The 18,633-nt window shown below is 48.5% G+C and carries 16 protein-coding genes; 11 read left to right on the forward strand and 5 right to left on the reverse strand.

Annotated elements, in window-relative coordinates; translation table 11 throughout:
• Nucleotides 1–20: 20 nt before the first annotated feature.
• Nucleotides 21–1,406 (reverse strand): amino acid permease, encoded by a 1,386-nt coding sequence (locus NYE68_RS04450; RefSeq protein ID WP_031379282.1) that lies wholly within the window; start codon nucleotides 1,404–1,406, stop codon nucleotides 21–23.
• Nucleotides 1,407–1,651: 245 nt separating this feature from the next.
• Here NYE68_RS04450 and NYE68_RS04455 point away from each other — a divergent pair, with 245 nt between their 5' ends.
• The 3 genes from NYE68_RS04455 (at nucleotide 1,652) to NYE68_RS04465 (ending at nucleotide 5,008) form a co-directional block, all read left to right on the forward strand.
• Nucleotides 1,652–3,109 (forward strand): aldehyde dehydrogenase family protein, encoded by a 1,458-nt coding sequence (locus tag NYE68_RS04455; protein ID WP_015417005.1) that lies wholly within the window; start codon nucleotides 1,652–1,654, stop codon nucleotides 3,107–3,109.
• Nucleotides 3,110–3,124: 15 nt separating this feature from the next.
• Nucleotides 3,125–3,979, forward strand: coding sequence for a methyl-accepting chemotaxis protein (locus tag NYE68_RS04460; RefSeq protein WP_003155664.1), 855 nt, complete (start codon nucleotides 3,125–3,127; stop codon nucleotides 3,977–3,979).
• A gap of 129 nt (nucleotides 3,980–4,108) precedes the next feature.
• Nucleotides 4,109–5,008, forward strand: coding sequence for an SDR family oxidoreductase (locus NYE68_RS04465; RefSeq protein ID WP_007609985.1), 900 nt, complete (start codon nucleotides 4,109–4,111; stop codon nucleotides 5,006–5,008).
• A 46-nt stretch (nucleotides 5,009–5,054) separates the two neighbouring features.
• Here the strand turns inward: NYE68_RS04465 and NYE68_RS04470 are convergent, their stop codons facing one another.
• Entirely contained in the window at nucleotides 5,055–6,122 is a 1,068-nt protein-coding gene (locus tag NYE68_RS04470) for a glycosyltransferase family 2 protein (RefSeq protein ID WP_015417007.1), read from the reverse strand.
• A 158-nt stretch (nucleotides 6,123–6,280) separates the two neighbouring features.
• Here NYE68_RS04470 and NYE68_RS04475 point away from each other — a divergent pair, with 158 nt between their 5' ends.
• From NYE68_RS04475 to NYE68_RS04485, 3 genes are all read left to right on the forward strand, one after another.
• Complete coding sequence (locus NYE68_RS04475) at nucleotides 6,281–8,170, forward strand: ABC-F family ATP-binding cassette domain-containing protein (RefSeq protein ID WP_253599756.1); 1,890 nt, start codon at nucleotides 6,281–6,283, stop codon at nucleotides 8,168–8,170.
• Nucleotides 8,171–8,361: 191 nt separating this feature from the next.
• Nucleotides 8,362–8,784 (forward strand): MerR family transcriptional regulator, encoded by a 423-nt coding sequence (locus tag NYE68_RS04480; RefSeq protein ID WP_003155658.1) that lies wholly within the window; start codon nucleotides 8,362–8,364, stop codon nucleotides 8,782–8,784.
• Between the two features lie 63 nt (nucleotides 8,785–8,847).
• Nucleotides 8,848–10,032: an MFS transporter gene (locus tag NYE68_RS04485; protein ID WP_007408959.1), complete on the forward strand. Its 1,185-nt coding sequence runs from the start codon at nucleotides 8,848–8,850 to the stop codon at nucleotides 10,030–10,032.
• A 43-nt stretch (nucleotides 10,033–10,075) separates the two neighbouring features.
• Here NYE68_RS04485 and NYE68_RS04490 read toward each other — a convergent pair whose 3' ends face one another.
• Complete coding sequence (locus NYE68_RS04490) at nucleotides 10,076–11,632, reverse strand: ABC-F family ATP-binding cassette domain-containing protein (RefSeq protein WP_012117051.1); 1,557 nt, start codon at nucleotides 11,630–11,632, stop codon at nucleotides 10,076–10,078.
• Between the two features lie 171 nt (nucleotides 11,633–11,803).
• Between NYE68_RS04490 and NYE68_RS04495 the strand changes: the two genes are divergently transcribed.
• Both NYE68_RS04495 and NYE68_RS04500 read left to right on the forward strand, forming a co-directional pair.
• Nucleotides 11,804–12,934, forward strand: coding sequence for a DEAD/DEAH box helicase (locus tag NYE68_RS04495; protein WP_229041550.1), 1,131 nt, complete (start codon nucleotides 11,804–11,806; stop codon nucleotides 12,932–12,934).
• A gap of 72 nt (nucleotides 12,935–13,006) precedes the next feature.
• The gene (locus tag NYE68_RS04500) at nucleotides 13,007–13,453 is read left to right on the forward strand and encodes a GNAT family N-acetyltransferase (RefSeq protein ID WP_229041549.1); all 447 of its coding nucleotides are present in this window, start codon (nucleotides 13,007–13,009) and stop codon (nucleotides 13,451–13,453) included.
• A 54-nt stretch (nucleotides 13,454–13,507) separates the two neighbouring features.
• Here NYE68_RS04500 and NYE68_RS04505 read toward each other — a convergent pair whose 3' ends face one another.
• Nucleotides 13,508–14,527: an NADP-dependent oxidoreductase gene (locus tag NYE68_RS04505; RefSeq protein ID WP_015239367.1), complete on the reverse strand. Its 1,020-nt coding sequence runs from the start codon at nucleotides 14,525–14,527 to the stop codon at nucleotides 13,508–13,510.
• Between the two features lie 127 nt (nucleotides 14,528–14,654).
• Complete coding sequence (locus NYE68_RS04510) at nucleotides 14,655–15,005, reverse strand: DUF3212 family protein (protein WP_051058666.1); 351 nt, start codon at nucleotides 15,003–15,005, stop codon at nucleotides 14,655–14,657.
• 191 nt (nucleotides 15,006–15,196) lie between these two features.
• Between NYE68_RS04510 and NYE68_RS04515 the strand changes: the two genes are divergently transcribed.
• The 3 genes from NYE68_RS04515 to NYE68_RS04525 all read left to right on the forward strand — a co-directional run bounded on the left by NYE68_RS04515 (nucleotide 15,197) and on the right by NYE68_RS04525 (nucleotide 18,534).
• Complete coding sequence (locus NYE68_RS04515; protein ID WP_003155650.1) at nucleotides 15,197–15,544, forward strand: general stress protein; 348 nt, start codon at nucleotides 15,197–15,199, stop codon at nucleotides 15,542–15,544.
• 163 nt (nucleotides 15,545–15,707) lie between these two features.
• Nucleotides 15,708–16,973 carry a pectate lyase gene (locus NYE68_RS04520; RefSeq protein ID WP_040238405.1) on the forward strand — a complete coding sequence of 422 codons (1,266 nt, stop codon included), beginning with the start codon at nucleotides 15,708–15,710 and terminating at the stop codon, nucleotides 16,971–16,973.
• Nucleotides 16,974–17,097: 124 nt separating this feature from the next.
• Nucleotides 17,098–18,534, forward strand: coding sequence for an anion permease (locus NYE68_RS04525; RefSeq protein WP_007408966.1), 1,437 nt, complete (start codon nucleotides 17,098–17,100; stop codon nucleotides 18,532–18,534).
• Nucleotides 18,535–18,633 lie beyond the last annotated feature (99 nt).

Raw genomic sequence — 18,633 nt, forward strand, 5'->3', positions numbered from 1 at the left:
GAAAAAAGAGCCTTCCTTTTTTATTTATTTAACAAACTGTGTTTTCTCGAATACATCATATAAACGACGATCCCGGCGGCGATCCAGATGACAAAGGCGAGCCATGTCACGCCCGGCAGGCTGCTTGCGAGATACAGGCATAAGCATGCGCTGATGATCGGCACAAAAGGAACGAAAGGAACACGGAAGGAAGATTTGATCTCCGGATGTTTCTTTCTTAAAACGATGACGGCGATCGCAATGACCGTAAAGGCCGCCAAGGTTCCCATGTTGACGAGATGCGCCAAGGTTCCCAAATCAATAAAACCCGCGATCCCGGCGGCAGCGATCCCCGTCACCCATGTGTTTTGAAACGGTGTTTTAAAACGCGGGTGAACCTTGGAAAACATGCGGGGCAAAAGGCCGTCTCTGCTCATCGCAAATGTAAGGCGCACCTGAGCGTAAAGCAGAGCGAGCATGACCGTTGTAATCCCGATAATCGCGCCGACGGAAATAATGCCTGCTATCTTGTTCTGGCCGACAAATTGGAGCGCGAAAGATACCGGATCCCCGACATTCAGCTTGGTGTACGAAAGCATTCCCGTCAGGACGAGCGATACCGTAATGTAAAGGACGGTGCAGATGGCGAGCGCGCCGATGATTCCGACCGGCATTGATTTCTGCGGGTTTTTCACTTCTTCCGACGCGTTTGACACGGCATCAAATCCGAGATACGCGAAGAAAACGGTCGCGGCGCTCGTGATGACGCCTTTCATTCCGAACGGCATAAACGGCGACCAGTTTTCCGGTTTCACGTAGCCGAAACCGACGATGATAAACAGCAGAATGATCGCAATTTTCATCAATACAATGACATTGTTAAAGCGGGTGCTTTCTTTCACGCCCCTTGAAACAATCGCGGTAATGACCAAAATAATGATAACGGCCGGCAGGTTGAACACGGCACCCGTTTTGCTGCCGGGTGCGGCGGTCAGCGCCTCCGGAAGATGCAGCCCGAAGCCCGCAAGAAGCGACTGGAAATAGGATGACCAGCCGGTTGCGACGGCGGCGAGCGCGATGACATATTCAAGCATTAAGTCCCATCCGATTAAAAACGCGAGACACTCCCCGAGAGTGACATATGAATACGTATATACGCTGCCTGAAATCGGAATGGATGAAGAAAATTCCGCATAACAAAACGCGGCAAGCGCGCAGGCAAGGCCCGCGAGCACAAACGACAGAATCAAAGCCGGTCCTGCGCCTGTCGCGGCCACAGTCCCGGTAATCACAAAAATCCCCGTGCCGACAACACAGCCGATTCCGAGCAAAACCAAGTCAAAAGCGCTTAACGAGCGGGACAGACTGGTCTGTTTGCTCTGAGCCTTTAAGTCGGCCAGCGGCTTTTTCCGAAATAGTAAAGACATATGAGTCCTCCTGAAAATTCATAATATTCTTATCATTATATACACTGACGTTTGTATTATATTGTCGAAATTTCTCGCAGTCAATTAAAGAATTTTCCACTTTAAAAGGACAAAGCTAAAAAGCGTCGATGCACGGAAGGAACGGGAATTTTATTGTGAAATAGTTCAATTTTCTCACCTTAAGACCGATACAAAAGATGACTCATCAACTAATTTCAAGTTTCGGTGAAAGGGAGATGTTTTACATGTTTCAATATGAAGAACTAAATAAGCAGTTTATCGGCGGCCGATGGAGGGATGGGAGCAGCCGGAACGTATTGGAAAACAGAAATCCTTATACTCAAAAAGTCATCACCTCATTCCAAAAAGCGACGTCTGATGACGTGGATGCGGCATATCGCGCCGCGGCTCTTGCGAAACAAGAATGGGACAAAGTAAACCCTTTTAAAAAGCGGGCCATTTTGGAAAAAGCCGTTTCTTTCATTGAAGAGCACGAAGAAGCGATTATTTACTTAATCATGGAGGAGCTTGGCGGAACACGGCTGAAGGCTGAGTTTGAAATCGGACTTGTCAAAAATATGATAAAAGAAGCCGCAACATTTCCGGTGCGGATGGAAGGGAAAATTCTCCCGTCCACGATTGACGGAAAAGAAAACAGACTGTACAGAATACCCGCCGGAGTCGTGGGGGTGATCAGCCCGTTTAATTTCCCGTTTTTCCTTTCGATGAAATCTGTTGCGCCGGCACTCGGCGCGGGGAACGGCGTCGTGCTGAAGCCTCATGAAGAAACACCGATCTGCGGCGGAACGCTTATCGCGAAAATTTTTGAAGCGGCCGGCGTACCGGACGGGCTGCTGAATGTTATCGTGACGGATATCGGGGAGATCGGCGACAGCTTTGTTGAGCATCCCGTCCCGCGGATAATCTCATTTACAGGCTCAACCGGAGTGGGCAGCTATATCGGACAGCTTGCGGTCAAACACTTTAAAAAACCGCTGTTGGAGCTTGGCGGAAACAGCGCGCTGATCGTGCTTGAGGATGCTGATCTTGAATACGCCGTCAATGCGGCCGTATTCAGCCGGTTTACGCATCAAGGCCAGATCTGCATGTCGGCGAACCGCGTGCTCGTTCACACATCTGTATATGACAAATTTACAGAGCTTTACGAAGCGAAAGTGTCATCGCTGAAAGTCGGCGATCCGATGGACCCTGATACGGTTATCGGTCCTTTAATCAATGAGAGACAGGCGGAAGGTCTGAGACGGTCTGTCGAAAAAGCGATAGAAGAGGGAGCGGTTCCGGTGCTGTCCGGCCGATTCAGCGGAACGGTCGCTGAGCCCGTCATTTTAAAAGATGTGAAACCTGAGATGAACATTGCGAAGGAGGAGCTGTTCGGACCGGCCGTCTGCATCATGCCGTTTGAAACGGAGGATGAAGCGGTAAGCATCGCAAACGCGACACCGTTCGGTTTAAGCGGAGCCGTGCATACGGCAAACGTTGAGCGCGGCGTTGAGTTTGCTAAGCGGATCGAAACCGGCATGATTCACGTCAACGATACGACCATTAATGATGAACCGAACGTCGCGTTCGGCGGCGAGAAGCAATCAGGTCTCGGCAGGCTGAACGGCGAATGGAGCCTTGAAGAATTCACCACGCTGAAATGGATTTCGGTTCAGCATGAAAAACGGCAATTCCCATATTAAGAAGGAGTGAAAGAAATGAGTATACAGACGGAGCAGCAAACGCACAGCCTGCTTGACGCATTTGTCAAAGTTGCGCCTTTTTTAAACAGCCTGATCCAAGATGACATCACCATCGGAATTTATGATACAGAAAAATTAATCGTGAATATTCCGGCTAAAACGTTTTCTCTTAACGTAAAGCCGGGAGACCCGCTGCAAAAAGGGGACATCATTACAGACGCGATCCGCATGAATCAGAAGAAGACAAGCATGGTGCCGAAAGAGCTGTTCGGATTTCCGCTGATCGCCAGAGCGATTCCGCTTCACGATGAAAACGGAAAAGTCATCGGCGGCGTCGGTCTCGGCACGAGCCTTGAAAAATCAGCCAAGCTTCATGATGTCGCTGAAAGCCTGTCCGCCGTCGTGGAACAGACCGCTTCGGCCATCGCGGATATCTCAGAATCCATCAGCGGTTTCTCAGCACAGATGACCGGGATTTCCGCTCAGGCGAAACAAGTCAGTGAAAGCGCGGGAGAAATCGCCGACATTTCCGTCACTGTCAAGGGCATCTCGGATCAAAGCAATCTGCTCGGTTTGAATGCGGCCATTGAAGCCGCGAGAGCAGGAGAATCCGGCAAGGGCTTTTCCGTGGTGGCGGACGAAATCCGCAAGCTTGCCACTCATTCAAAAGACAACGTCGGCCAAATTGACCAGATTACGAAAAAAATCCACAGCCTGCTGAAAGGGCTGGAGGACTCAATTGAATCCATCAACCAGAACACGGACGGCCAAGCGGCGGCGGTTGAACAAATTTCTGCCACGATGCAGGAAATTTCGGGAAGCGCCCAGCATTTAGCGAAAATGGCTGAAAACGTACTCGGAGAGTCATAAAAAAAGGGAGCTTACGGGCTCCTTTTTTGTTTTTCCTTTATCAATCGGAAACTGCACTTACACGTTTGATCCGTCATGCTAAAGGGGTACACATACGAATACATCACCAATGATAAAGGAGAGTCTTGTATGTCTGATGCAAATCTGCACAACCCGCTGACGAAATATGATCATGATGAATTTCCAAAACAATATCAAGAACCGCCCGGTTTGCAAAAAGAGATGAAGCCTGTGCCGGACTGCGGTGAAACGAGCTATAAAGGAGCCGGCAAGCTGAAGGGAAGAAAAGCCCTCGTCACCGGCGGCGATTCAGGTATCGGCCGGGCCGCCGCGATTGCTTATGCCCGGGAAGGGGCGGATGTGGCGATTAACTATCTGCCTGAGGAACAGCCGGATGCTGAAGAAGTGAAAGCGTTAATTGAAAAAGAGGGAAGAAAAGCCGTTCTGCTGCCGGGAGATTTAAGCGATGAAGCGTTTTGCGGAGAATTGGCGGAAAAAGCGTATCAAGAGCTTGGCGGTCTTGACACGCTCGCTCTTGTCGCCGGCAAACAGCAGGCAGTGGATGATATCAGCGATCTTACTACAGAACAAATCTATCAAACATTTGAAGTCAACGTATTCTCGCTGTATTGGCTCGTCAAAGCCGCGCTTCCGTATCTGCCGGAAGGCGCGTCTATTATCACGACAACGTCCGTAGAAGGGTATAATCCAAGCCCGATGCTGTTGGATTATGCCGCGACGAAACATGCCATTATCGGTTTTACCGTCGGCTTAGGAAAACAGCTGGCGAATAAAGGAATCAGAGTCAACTCGGTAGCGCCGGGGCCGATCTGGACGCCTCTGCAGATTTCGGGAGGACAGCCCGGTGAAAACATTCCGAAATTCGGCAAGGAAACACCGGCCGTTCCATTAAAGCGCGCCGGACAGCCGGCGGAGCTAGCAGGGATTTATGTCTTTTTGGCCTCAGAAGAATCGAGCTATGTGACATCCCAGATTTACAGTGTAAGCGGAGGAATTCCGACAGCGTAATCAATAAGGAGCTGCCCTTCATACGGGGCAGCTCTTTTTTTCGATGTTATGTGCCGAGCACGTTTTGATTATACAGGACACTCGGATGTGACGGATGATAGGAGGCGGCTTTGTCGTTATGAATCTTCGCTTTTTCTCTGTCGCCGAGCTGCCAGTGGCAGACGCAGAGCTGCAGATGGGGATACCAGGTGGAATATTCGAGCTGGGTAAAGCCTGCATCACTGCTTTTGGCGGATAGGGCGAGCTCATACCAAAACACGCCCTGCCGGTATTGCCGTTTCTCCGCAAAATAGTCGCCGAGCCTGCAGCAGAACTCCGGACGCGGACAATCGATCAGAAATGATTTTAAGAGAGACGTCATGGCGGCCTCTTCATGGCCGACCGCCCTGTAGCAATCGGATAGATATTGGCACGTTCTGATCTCGTCTTCGATCCAGCACTGTTTTGTGGAAAGAAAATGGTGATAATACGTGATGGCGCGCTGATACTGGCCGTGATCCTTTAATTCATTCGCGAAGTAAAACAAATCGCGCGGTGTCATCGTTTCACTGTTTTCCGCCATTTTCTCATAAATCTTCAAGTTGCGGTCTGAGGGAGGCGAGTGCTTTTTCTCGGATTTCCGGTGTGTGACGGCAATATCGGTTTCTATGATGTTTCCGTATACTTCAAGATACTCATGCACGGCTCCGATCCAGCGGAACCCTTTTTCACGCTTGACGAGTCGGTTGCGGCGGTATCTGAAGCTGACCTCTCCCCGTGCATCAAAGCCGACGTGATAATACATGGATACCGCGTCCACCTCTTTTGTAAGCGACGCCTTCAGTTCAATCAGCTTTTCACGGTCCTTTTCCGTCAATATATCGTCGGCGTCCAGCCACAGAATATAATCCATTTCCGCTTTCGAAAACACAAAGTTACGGGCGGCCGCAAAGTGATCGATCCATTCAAAATCATAAATCTTATCCGTATAACGGGCCGCGATTTCTTTCGTCCGGTCGGTCGAGCCCGTATCAGCAATCACAATTTCATCCGCAATGTCTTTGACGGAATCAAGACAGCCCGCAAGCACTTCCTCTTCATTTTTCACGATAACGCACAAACTGACGCTGATCATGTCATCACCTCTTCCCCTCCAGTGTATAAAAGGAGAGGCGGAAACATTCTTCGGACAAAATGATCTCTTCCAAGAAATTTGTCTGTCCTTTTACTAGTTTTATTCCAGCGCCTGATTTAAAATGAACACATGAACTTACGTGAGGATTGATAGGGACCATGAGCATCATAAAAGCGGAAAACCTTTATAAAACATACGGAGATAAGACATTATTCGACCATATCTCCTTTCATATTGAAGAGAATGAAAGAATCGGTTTAATCGGCCCGAACGGAACGGGGAAGTCTACGCTTCTGAAAACCATTGCCGGCCTTGAATCAACGGAGGAAGGCGAGATTACGGCCTCAGGAAACGTGCATATTGAGTTTTTGCATCAGGACCCTGATCTTCCGGCCGGACAAACCGTTCTTGAACATATTTATTCCGGCGGATCAGCCATCATGAGAACGATGAGAGAATACGAAAAAGCGCTTCAGGCGCTGAATGAAGAACCGGAAAATGACCAGCGCCAGAAACAGCTGCTTGATGCGCAGGCCCGAATGGACGCGAATGATGCGTGGGAGGCGAATACGTTAGCCAAAACGGTTTTAACCAAACTTGGCGTCACCGATCTGATGAAGGATGTCAGCGAGCTGTCCGGCGGCCAGAGAAAGCGCGTCGCGATTGCGAAAAACGTCATCCAGCCGGCTGACCTGCTCATTTTGGATGAACCGACAAACCACTTGGACAATGAAACGATTGAATGGCTGGAAGGCTACTTATCGCAATATCCGGGCGCCGTTATGCTTGTCACGCACGACAGATATTTTCTGAACAGGGTGACGAACAGAATTTACGAGCTTGAGAGAGGCAGCCTTTATACGTATAAAGGAAACTATGAAGTATTCCTGGAAAAACGGGCCGAACGGGAAGCGCTGGCGGAGCAGAAAGAAACAAAACGTCAAAACCTCCTGCGCCGCGAATTGGCGTGGCTCAGAAGAGGGGCGAAAGCGCGCTCGACGAAACAAAAAGCGAGAGTGGACAGAGCGGAGGCGCTCAAAGAGCAAAAAGGGCCGGCAGTCTCCGGATCACTCGATTTCGCGATCGGCTCCCACCGTCTAGGAAAACAGGTGATCGAAGCCGATAACGTCACCATTACCTATAACGGCCAAGCGCTGATCAGCCGGTTTAATGAGCTTGTCATCCCGGGGGAACGAATCGGCATCATCGGGCCGAACGGAATCGGGAAAACGACACTTTTAAACAGCCTCGCCGGCAGAATTCAGCCTGACAGCGGCAGTATCACCATCGGGCAGACGGTCCGGATCGGCTACTACACCCAGGACCACAGCGAAATGAACGGTGATATGAAAGTCATTGAATATATAAAAGAGACGGCTGAAATCGTCAAAACGGCGGAAGGCGATGTCATCACCGCGGAACAAATGCTTGAGCGTTTTCTGTTCCCGCGTCCGATGCAGCAGACATATATCAGAAAGCTGTCGGGCGGGGAAAAGCGCCGTCTGTACTTGCTGAATGTACTGATGCAGGAACCGAATGTGCTGTTTTTAGATGAGCCGACCAATGATCTGGACACGGAAACATTAAGCGTGCTCGAAGATTATATCGAACAGTTCCCCGGCGTCGTCATCACCGTATCCCATGACCGCTATTTCCTTGACCGCGTCATTGACCGCCTGATCGTATTTGAAGGACAAGGCGTCATTTCCCGTTTCCAAGGTTCGTACAGTGAATACATGGAATACGCAAAAGCGAAGAAGACGGCGGTAAAACAGCCGGCCGAAGAGAAAAAGGCGGAGGAAGAGCCGAAGAAAAAGCGCAAAAAGCTTTCATATAAGGATCAGATCGAATGGGACGGCATCGAAGACAAAATCGCCGGCCTTGAAGAAAAGCATCAGCGTCTGGAAGCGGAAATCGCTGAAGCGGGAAGTGATTTCGGAAAGATTCAAGAACTGATGGCCGAACAGGCAAAGACGGCTGAAGAGCTTGAAGCGGCGATGGAGCGCTGGACCGAATTGTCACTGATGATTGAAGAACTTGAGAATTAAGAAAAGCCGGTACGGCCCCCGAGAAAGATGGCGGGTCATACCGGCTTTTTTTATCTTACACAGATGTCTCCCGGCGCTTTAAAGACAAACGTTTTGTCCAAGCAAAGTTTATCAAGCATAAAAAGTTAACGTTTACGTTAAGGTTCAAATGGTGTATAATAGAAACAGATACGACAAGAGGGGGATTCACCTTGGAATGGATGAAGATTGATCAAGTTGCCAAGCGAAGCGGATTGACAAAACGAACCATTCGTTTTTACGAGGAGATTGGTTTGATTCCTGCTCCTAAACGGACAGAAGGCGGCGTCCGGCTTTACTCTGAAGATGATATGGAGGAGCTCGAAAAAGTCACCAGCACAAAAGAAGTGCTCGGTTTTTCCCTTCAGGAGCTTCAGCAGTTTATGGAGATGAGCCGTCAGCTGGAATTAAACAAAGAGGGGTACTTGTTGTCACTGGATCCGAAGGAACGGAAAGAAAAGCTGGAAGAGATTCAGCACGCTTTGAACCACCAGCTTGAGATGATTGATGAGAAGATCAGCACATTTCAGCATTTTAAAACGCGCCTTAACGGAATGAAAGAAAAAGCTGACCGCGCCATTCAATCAATCGAATGATTTTGCTGTAAACGCTATGGATATAGCGTTTCTTTTAATGGATGAAACAGGAGGTCTGGTCAAATGGATACATCATCACAACAGAAAACAGGCTTATTCAGCCAGCCGAAAGCCGTTTGGGCGGTTGCGTTTGCCTGTGTTATTTCCTTTATGGGAATCGGTCTTGTCGATCCGATTCTTCCGGCGATCGCCGCACAATTACATGCTTCACCTAGTGAAGTATCTCTGTTATTTACAAGTTATTTGCTCGTTACCGGTTTTATGATGTTTTTCTCCGGCGCGATTTCAAGCCGGATCGGCGCAAAATGGACGCTGCTTCTCGGACTTATTTTTATCATCGTGTTTGCCGCCCTCGGCGGAAGCTCAAGTTCAATCGCTCAGCTTGTCGGCTACCGCGGCGGCTGGGGGCTTGGGAATGCTCTCTTTATTTCAACCGCGCTTGCCGTCATTGTCGGGGTATCAGTCGGCGGCAGCGCCAAAGCCATTATTCTGTATGAGGCTGCGCTCGGTTTGGGGATTTCCGTCGGGCCGCTTGCCGGCGGAGAGCTTGGCAGCATCTCATGGCGCGCTCCGTTCTTCGGAGTATCTGTCCTTATGTTCATAGCGCTTTGCGCGATTTCACTCATGCTGCCGAAGCTGCCGAAACCGGCGAAACGCGTCGGTGTGTTTGATGCGATGAAGGCGCTCAAATATAAAGGCCTTTTAACAATGGCAGTATCTGCATTCTTATACAACTTTGGATTTTTTATTTTGCTTGCTTATTCTCCGTTCGTGCTGGATTTAGATGAACACGGCCTTGGATATGTCTTCTTCGGCTGGGGGTTATTGCTGGCAATTACGTCAGTCTTTACGGCGCCGCTCGTGCACAAAGCGCTGGGAACAGTGGGTTCGCTCGTCGTTCTCTTTATCGCGTTTGCGGTCATTCTCATCGTCATGGGGATCTGGACTGACCATCAGACGTTGATCATTACGTGTATCGTTGTCGCCGGTGCTGTTCTCGGTATGGTGAATACGATCATGACAACCGCTGTGATGGGTTCTGCGCCGGTTGAACGTTCAATCGCGTCTTCAGCCTACAGCTCAGTCCGTTTTATCGGCGGTGCGCTCGCTCCGTGGATTGCGGGAATGCTGTCAGAACACTTCACCGCAAGCACTCCATATACAGTAGGCGGGATCGTCGTTTTTGTCGGCATGCTTGTCCTTCTCATGGGACGCAAACATCTCGCCGGAATAAAAGCCGGACATTAAGAAAAAAAGGAACTTCCGCACAGGCGGGAGTTCCTTTTTGTGTTTACAGCACTTTCGTCGTCCAAGATTCACAATTCCATGTTTCCGTCGCGATATCCATGTAGAACTCGGGTTCGTGGGAAATCAGCAGAATGGAGCCTTTGTATTCTTTCAGCGCGCGTTTCAGCTCTTCTTTCGCATCGACATCCAGGTGGTTTGTCGGTTCGTCAAGCACGAGCAGGTTTGTTTCTGAATTGATCAGCTTGCACAGTCTGACCTTCGCTTTTTCTCCTCCGCTGAGAACGGAGACGCGGCTTTCAATGTGTTTGGTCGTCAGGCCGCATTTGGCGAGGGCGGCGCGGATTTCATACTGGGTAAAGGAAGGAAATTCGCTCCACACTTCTTCGATGCACGTATTGTTATTGGTTTCTTTCACTTCCTGCTCGAAATAGCCCGTGTATTGATGCTCGCCCCGTTCCACCGTGCCTTCCAGCGGCTGGATTTCACCGAGCAGGCTCTTTAACAGCGTCGTCTTCCCGATGCCGTTTGCGCCGTACAGGGCGACTTTCTGTCCGCGCTCCATTCTGAGATTGAGCGGGCGTGACAGCGGAGTATCGTAGCCGATGACTAAGTCCTTCGTTTCAAAAATGAGCTTGCCTGACGTTCTCGCAGGCTTGAAATGGAATTCCGGTTTCGGTTTTTCGGCCGCCAGTTCGATCATATCCATCTTATCAAGCTTTTTCTGGCGGGACATCGCCATATTTCTCGTGCTGACCCGCGCTTTGTTACGGGCGACGAAATCTTTCAGCTCAGCCACTTCCTGCTGCTGTTTTTTATAGGCGGCTTCGAGCTGCTGCTTTTTCACTTCGTAGACTTCCATAAACTGATGGTAGTCGCCGACATAACGAGTCAGCTCCTGATTTTCCACATGATAAATCAAATTGATCACGCTGTTTAAAAACGGAATGTCGTGAGAAATTAAGATGAACGCATTTTCATATTCCTGCAAATAGCGTTTCAGCCATTCAATATGCTGTTCATCAAGGTAGTTGGTCGGTTCGTCCAACAGAAGGATTTCCGGTTTTTCCAAAAGCAGCTTGGCGAGCAGCACTTTCGTCCGCTGTCCGCCGCTTAAATCAGTGACGTCGCGGTCAAGTCCGACATCCTGCAGGCCGAGGCCGCGGGCGATTTCTTCAACTTTGCTGTCAATCACGTAGAAGTCATTGTTTGTCAGGGCGTCTTGAATGACACCGACATCTTCAAGCAGCTGCTCAAGCTCATCAGGGTCCGCTTCGCCCATTTTGTTGTAAATCTCATTCATTTCCTCTTCCATCGCAAATAAGTAATGGAACGCATCTTTCAGCACGTCGCGGATCGTTTTTCCTTTTTCAAGCACGGTATGCTGATCGAGGTAGCCGACGCGCACGTTTTTCGCCCATTCAACTTTACCCTCATCAGGCTCAAGCTTTCCGGTAATAATATTCATAAACGTTGATTTGCCTTCGCCGTTTGCTCCGATTAAGCCGACGTGCTCCCCTTTTAAAAGACGGAACGATACATTGTTAAAAAGCGCACGGTCACCAAAGCCGTGGCTTAAATCTTTTACGGATAAAATACTCATCATTACACCTCTATCGTTATCAGACACGCTTTATTTATCATGTGTCTTTCTCATTTATGATTATAAAGGAGGAGACCGTTTGTTAAAAGGCTTGGAAGGAAAAAGAAAATTGCGTTTGGCGCTTGCATTTGAGATACTATGGAGTAGATTTTAAGAATTGAGGAGAACGACATGACCCAAACATGGCCATTTTTACAGCATACACAACCATTTATCGCCGAAAACTGGGAGGCGTCAGGTTTTCAGGAGCCGACCGTCATTCAGGAAAAAGCCGCTCAGGTGATTATGGAAGGGAAAGACGTCATCGCCGAATCCCCGACGGGAACGGGAAAAACATTGGCGTACACGCTTCCGGTTCTGGAGCGGATCAACCCGGAACAGAAACATCCGCAAGTGATCATTTTAGCACCGTCCCGCGAACTTGTGATGCAGATTTTTCAAGTGATTCAGGAGTGGATAAAAGGCTCTGATCTTCGCGCTTTGTCTTTGATCGGCGGAGCAAACGTGAAAAAGCAGGTGGAAAAGCTCAAAAATAAACCGCATATCATTGCCGGCACACCGGGCAGGGTGCTCGAATTGATTCAGGCGAAAAAGCTGAAAATGCATGAAGTCAAGACGATCGTTCTTGATGAAGCGGATCAGCTCGTGACACAGGAACACCGCGAAACGATGAAAAAAATCATTAAAACGACGCTGAAAGACCGACAGCTTTTAAGCTTTTCCGCTACGCTGCAGCCGGAAACAGAACAGGTGCTGAATACTATCGCACACGAACCGGCCGTTTTGAAAGTGGAGCGGAATACGGCGGAAAAAGCGCGCGTCACGCATCAATATCTCGTCTGTGATCAGCGGGATAAAGTGAAGCTATTGCAAAAGCTGTCACGGCTGAACGGCATGCAGGCGCTCGTGTTCGTCAGAGATATCGGAAATTTAAGCGTCTATGCGGAAAAACTCGCCTATCACCATGTGGATCTCGGCATCCTGCACGGAGAAGCGAAAAAAATGGAGCGGGCAAAGATATTATCAGCGTTTGAACGGGGAGAATTTTCGCTGCTTCTGGCGACTGACATTGCGGCGCGCGGACTCGATATCGATGATCTTCCGTACGTCATTCACGCGGACATCCCGAATGAAGACGGGTACATTCACAGATCAGGCCGGACGGGGCGGGCCGGTAAAGAAGGAACCGTACTCAGCCTTGTCACGCCGATGGAAGAATCCCAATTGAAAAAAATGGCCAAATCACTCGGAATTGCGCTGAAAGAGGCCGTTTATTCAGGCGGAAAATTATCTGAGAAATAAGAAACGGAGGGCGGGAAGCCCTTCGTTTTTTTGTTGTAAAATAATAGAAAAGGTTCAGGCGGGGGCGGGAAGATGGTGTCAATAGACAGATTTCAAATATTGAAGGAACGTGAGCTGAAAATACTTGAACACTGGTTTAAGAACGATAACATCAGACGGAGAATGGATGCGATGCTGCCATTAGACGCGTGGTATGCACGATTGAATAAAGATGAAGACGATACTGTCCTTATGGCATATAACGGGCAGCTTCCGGGAGGCATGGTCTCTATAGAGTTTGTGGAGGAGCGGGCGTATATCGGATTGATCGTCAATCCTTTGTACCAGCTTCAAGGGTACGGAAAACAGATCTTGAAAAAACTGCTGACTGATCCTGGGTTTACCAGCGTGCGGGAATGGGCGGCAAGCATCGAAAAAGACAATCAAATCAGTTTAGCCTGCTTTCAAGCAGCAGGATTCACTTTGGAAGATACGGAGCCTGATGAAGACGGCTTTCTTACTTTGATTCTTCGCGGCTGATCCGAAAAAAAAAAGAAAAGGAGGGGACAAAGCCCTCCTTTTTTCATCATCATGTTAACTTAGATCACTGACTTTGATGATCTGTTTGCCTTTGTTTTCTCCTTTAAACAGACCGAGGAACGCGTCAGGAATATTGCTGAATCCTTCCGTAATCGTTTCTTCATAATGAAGCTTTCCATCCTTAAGCCATTCGGCCAATTGTTTCGCACCTTCGGAAAAGCGATCAGCATAATCACTGACGATGAATCCCTGCATCAGCGCTTTTGTTTTGATCAGCTTCGGCTGGACGCGGGGGCCCATGTCTTCTTCTTCACTTTCGGTATTGTACGATGAGATCGCTCCGCATACCGGAATGCGGGCGAATTCATTCAGCAGGTTTATCACCGCATCTGAAATCGGTCCGCCGACATTGTCAAAATAGACATCGACGCCGTCAGGACATGCCTGTTCCAGCGCTTTTTGAATATCATCCGCCGTTTTGTAATTAATGGCTTCATCAAATTGAAGCTCCTCTTTCAAATACGCGATTTTTTCATCAGATCCGGCGATGCCGACAACCCGCGCGCCTTTGATTTTGGCAATCTGTCCGACTGTTGAGCCGACGGCGCCCGCCGCGCCTGAAACGACGACGGTTTCGCCTTTTTTCGGACGGCCGATATCGAGCAGCCCGAAGTAAGCGGTCAGTCCGGTCATCCCTAAAATGCCGAGATACGCCTGGGCGGGTGCGATATCCGTATCCAACTTGCGGAGGGCGGACTCATTGACGGCTGAATATTCCTGCCACGCGAGATTTCCGATCACAACATCTCCTTTTTTCAGCTTATCGCCGTCTGTCAGAACCTCGGCAATCACTCCGCCTGTTATGGCTTCATCTAAAGCGAACGGCTCTACATATGATTTTGTATCCTGCATCCGTCCGCGCATGTACGGATCAACGGACACATAACTCGTTTTCACAAGCACTTCGCCGTCTTTCGGTTCGGGCACGGCAATCGTTTCAAAGCGGAAATCGTCATGGGCGGGAACGCCTTTGGGGCGTCTTGCCAATTGAATTTGCTGCTGATGATTCGGCATACTGAATCCTCCTTCAAGATAAGTGGTTGTTCCAAATGTAACACGAACCATTTCCCAATTACAAAATCAAACCGTCAGCGGCCATAAAAAAAGAAGGGCCAGGGCCCTTCTTTCCTTATATGCATATTTAATAGAATAACCGATACACATCGGTGTTTTTCTCATGTTCCAAATATTCATAGGCATTTGTTTTTGAAGAATGAAGCATGTCAGCGGTAATCACGGGCTGAAGCGCGGTCAGATAAGAACCCAGCCTATTTTCAATTTCTGCCGGCAGAACGGATTCGATATCACCGATATTGATAATGATAGAGAAAACGAAATCGATATTAATATGAAAAGTATCTTCAGCAAAGGCCGTAAGCTCTTTTATTCCATCCGGGCAGCGGGTATGCCGGCGGAATACCTGCTTCACTAAATCACTGACAACCCAAGCGTTAAATCGCTGTTCCGGTGAAAAGTAATGAATAGGAACCACCTCCCTGCTTAATCGGCTCAAGAAGATTTTTATTTTTCTGATAAAAGTTGCTTTTTCTACTGTAACATGTCCCGCCAGAAAATATCCACCGACAATCTGCCCGTTTTCCCACTGAACTCTCTTTCTTTTGTTTGATCCTTGATTGATCGGGTAAACATCCAATATACAAAAACAAAAGGGAGGACTTATCAATGAAACCGGTAGTAAGAGAATATACAAATGATCAAAAACTGATGCAGGACGTAAAAGAGCTTCAGCAATTGGGTGTCGCAAAAGAAGACGTATATGTGCTTTCTCATGATGACGACAGAACGGACCGCCTGGCCGATAATACTGATGTCAATACCATCGGAGCGAAAGAAACGGGCATTAAACACGCAGTCGGCAATATGTTTAATAAAAAAGGCGACGAGCTCCGCAACAAAATTCACGAAATCGGCTTTTCGGAAGAGGAAGCATCACAATTTGAAAAGCGCTTAGATGAAGGAAAAGTTCTTCTGTTTGTCACGGATAACGAAAAAGTGAAATCATGGGCGTAAGCTGAACAGATCCCAAGGGGTTTTCGGTCCCTTGGGATTTTTTTGCGGTTTCCGCAATAAAACCGAAAGGCACATTCTGTACATTTTCGGTGCTGTTTCTCAACTGATTTGATACAATTCAATTGTAATAAATTGGAACAAAGAATCAGGAGGAGCACAATTCATGAAAAAAATGTTATTTATGCTGGCGGTTTGTTTATGTATGATCCCTGCGGACGTCTATGCCGCTGATCTGGGACGGCAGACGTTAGGAACAAATGACGGCTGGGGAGCCGCTTCCGGCGGGACAACCGGCGGCGCGAAAGCCTCTTCATCGAATGTATACACCGTATCAAACAGACAGCAGCTCGTTTCTGCATTAGGGGGAAGCGCCAACAGCACGCCGAAGATTATTTACATACAAGGCACAATCAATATGAATACGGACGACCGCAATAAAACGCTCGGCTTTCATGATTATAAAGATCCGGCATATGATCCGAACGCCTATCTGAAGGCGTACGACCCGGACAAATGGGGAAAAAAAGCGCCGTCAGGCACCCAGGAAGACGCCAGACAGCGATCGCAAAAAAATCAGAAGGCACGGGTCGTGGTTGACATTCCTTCAAATACGACGATCATCGGCTCGGGTTCAAATGCCAAAGTGACAGGCGGGAATTTTAATATTAAGAACGGCGTCGACAATGTCATCATCCGCAACATTGAATTTCAAGACGCTTACGACTATTTTCCGCAATGGGACCCGACGGACGGCAGCAGCGGCAACTGGAACTCGGAATATGACAATATCACCATTAACGGCGCGACGCACATCTGGATCGATCATTGCACCTTTAATGACGGATCGAATCCCGACAGCGGTTTTCCCTACTATTACGGGAGAAAATATCAGCACCATGACGGCCAGACGGATATAGCCAACGGGGCGAATTATATTACATTGTCCTATAATAAATATCATGACCATGACAAAGGCTCCGTCATCGGTAACAGCGACAGCAAGACGTCGGATGAAGGAAAACTGAAGGTGACCATTCACCATAACTATTACCAGAACATCGTCCAGCGCGCACCGCGGGTCCGGTACGGGCAGGTTCATATTTATAATAATTTTTACGCAGGCTCTAAAAGCGCCGCATACCCGTTCAGCTATGCGTGGGGCGCGGGCCGCGCGTCAAAAATATATGCCCAGAATAATGTCTTTGAAGTGCCGGGGCTGGCTGCTGATAAAGTCATCAGCGTCTTCAGCGGCGGAAAAGCGCTTCATGAAGACGGCACTCTTTTAAACGGCGCCTCAATTAACGCGTCAGCCGCCAACGGATTAAGTCAGTCCGTCGGCTGGACACCGTCATTGCACGGTTCCATCGGCTCATCATCAAATGTAAAATCAGATGTTATATCTAAAGCCGGGGCGGGCATATTAAAATAATAAACAAGAAACACAAAGGAAAATATTCCTTTGTGTTTTTTAATTAACAAAAACGTTTATTAACTTAGTTAAGTAGTAAAATGGGATAGGGGATGGAAGACAACAAAATAGGAGGAGACCTGTAATGGCTTCAGAAAAAGACGCAAAAAAACAGCAGGCAGTAAAAATCATTCCTTTGCTTATTACTGTTGCTGTGGGATTAATCATTTGGTTTATTCCCGCGCCGTCCGGACTTGAACCTAAAGCATGGCATTTGTTCGCTATTTTTGTCGCAACAATTATCGGCTTTATCTCCAAGCCCTTGCCAATGGGCGCAATTGCAATTTTTGCATTGGCAGTCACCGCGTTAACGGGAACGCTATCTATTGAAAATACGTTAAGCGGATTTGGAAACAAGACAATCTGGCTGATTGTCATCGCCTTTTTTATTTCCCGGGGATTTATCAAAACCGGGCTCGGCGCCAGGATTTCTTACGTATTCGTACAACGGTTCGGGAAGAAAACACTCGGCCTTTCTTATTCACTGCTTTTCAGTGATTTAATTTTATCACCTGCCATTCCGAGCAATACGGCACGGGCGGGCGGCATTATTTTTCCTATTATCAGATCATTATCCGAAACTTTCGGATCAACGCCGGCAGACGGAACAGAGCGGAAAATCGGCGCTTTCTTATTAAAAACCGGTTTTCAAGGAAACTTGATTACGTCTGCGATGTTTTTGACGGCAATGGCGGCGAACCCGCTGATCGCCAAGCTGGCCCACGATGTCGCAGGGGTGGACATCACATGGACAAGCTGGGCAATCGCAGCCATTGTACCGGGATTGGCGAGCTTAATCATTACGCCGCTCGTCATTTATAAGCTGTATCCGCCGGAAATTAAAGAAACACCGGATGCGGCTAAAATCGCAACGGAAAAATTGAAAGAAATGGGTCCGTTTAAAAAATCCGAACTCTCCATGGTCATTGTCTTTCTATTGGTGCTTGCGCTGTGGATTTTCGGAGGAAGCTTAAATATTGACGCAACGACGACGGCCCTGATCGGATTATCCGTTTTGCTTTTGTCACAGGTATTAACATGGGAGGACATCAAAAAGGAACAAGGTGCATGGGATACGCTGACTTGGTTCGCGGCGCTTGTGATGCTGGCGAATTTCCTGAATGAGCTCGGCATGGTGTCTTGGTTCAGCAATATGATGAAATCTTCTGTTTCCGGTTTTTCATGGATTGTGGCATTTATGATTCTGATTGTCGTGTATTATTACACGCATTACTTCTTTGCGAGCGCAACCGCGCATATCAGCGCCATGTATGCGGCATTTCTCGCCGTCATCGTGGCGGCAGGCGCTCCGCCGCTGTTGGCGGCGCTCAGCCTGGCGTTTTTCAGCAACCTTTTCGGTTCGACGACGCATTACGGCTCAGGAGCGGCTCCGGTCTTTTTCGGAGCGGGTTATATATCGCAAAGCAAATGGTGGTCCATCGGCTTTATCCTGTCAATCGTCCATATTGTGACATGGCTTGTGATCGGCGGATTATGGTGGAAAGTATTAGGGTTATGGTAGAAGAAAAAAAGGCAGACTCAGGTCTGCCTTTTTTTATTTCTGTAAGGAAGGGGAGGGGCCTGCACAAGATGACTTCAGTGCGAATAGAATATTGCCGGG

Source organism: Bacillus sp. FSL R5-0447 (genome assembly GCF_038606125.1).
Lineage (GTDB): Bacteria > Bacillota > Bacilli > Bacillales > Bacillaceae > Bacillus > Bacillus velezensis.

What these genes read in the sequence shown, in the direction of transcription:
- NYE68_RS04460 (WP_003155664.1), top strand. Translation starts at nt 3,125, where the DNA reads ATGAGTATACAGACGGAGCAGCAAACGCACAGCCTGCTTGACGCATTT.
- NYE68_RS04495 (WP_229041550.1), top strand. Translation starts at nt 11,804, where the DNA reads ATGACCCAAACATGGCCATTTTTACAGCATACACAACCATTTATCGCC.
- NYE68_RS04455 (WP_015417005.1), top strand. Translation starts at nt 1,652, where the DNA reads ATGTTTCAATATGAAGAACTAAATAAGCAGTTTATCGGCGGCCGATGG.
- NYE68_RS04490 (WP_012117051.1), bottom strand. Translation starts at nt 11,632, where the DNA reads ATGAGTATTTTATCCGTAAAAGATTTAAGCCACGGCTTTGGTGACCGT.
- NYE68_RS04485 (WP_007408959.1), top strand. Translation starts at nt 8,848, where the DNA reads ATGGATACATCATCACAACAGAAAACAGGCTTATTCAGCCAGCCGAAA.
- NYE68_RS04450 (WP_031379282.1), bottom strand. Translation starts at nt 1,406, where the DNA reads ATGTCTTTACTATTTCGGAAAAAGCCGCTGGCCGACTTAAAGGCTCAG.
- NYE68_RS04475 (WP_253599756.1), top strand. Translation starts at nt 6,281, where the DNA reads ATGAGCATCATAAAAGCGGAAAACCTTTATAAAACATACGGAGATAAG.
- NYE68_RS04465 (WP_007609985.1), top strand. Translation starts at nt 4,109, where the DNA reads ATGTCTGATGCAAATCTGCACAACCCGCTGACGAAATATGATCATGAT.
- NYE68_RS04515 (WP_003155650.1), top strand. Translation starts at nt 15,197, where the DNA reads ATGAAACCGGTAGTAAGAGAATATACAAATGATCAAAAACTGATGCAG.
- NYE68_RS04505 (WP_015239367.1), bottom strand. Translation starts at nt 14,527, where the DNA reads ATGCCGAATCATCAGCAGCAAATTCAATTGGCAAGACGCCCCAAAGGC.
- NYE68_RS04525 (WP_007408966.1), top strand. Translation starts at nt 17,098, where the DNA reads ATGGCTTCAGAAAAAGACGCAAAAAAACAGCAGGCAGTAAAAATCATT.
- NYE68_RS04470 (WP_015417007.1), bottom strand. Translation starts at nt 6,122, where the DNA reads ATGATCAGCGTCAGTTTGTGCGTTATCGTGAAAAATGAAGAGGAAGTG.
- NYE68_RS04500 (WP_229041549.1), top strand. Translation starts at nt 13,007, where the DNA reads ATGGTGTCAATAGACAGATTTCAAATATTGAAGGAACGTGAGCTGAAA.
- NYE68_RS04520 (WP_040238405.1), top strand. Translation starts at nt 15,708, where the DNA reads ATGAAAAAAATGTTATTTATGCTGGCGGTTTGTTTATGTATGATCCCT.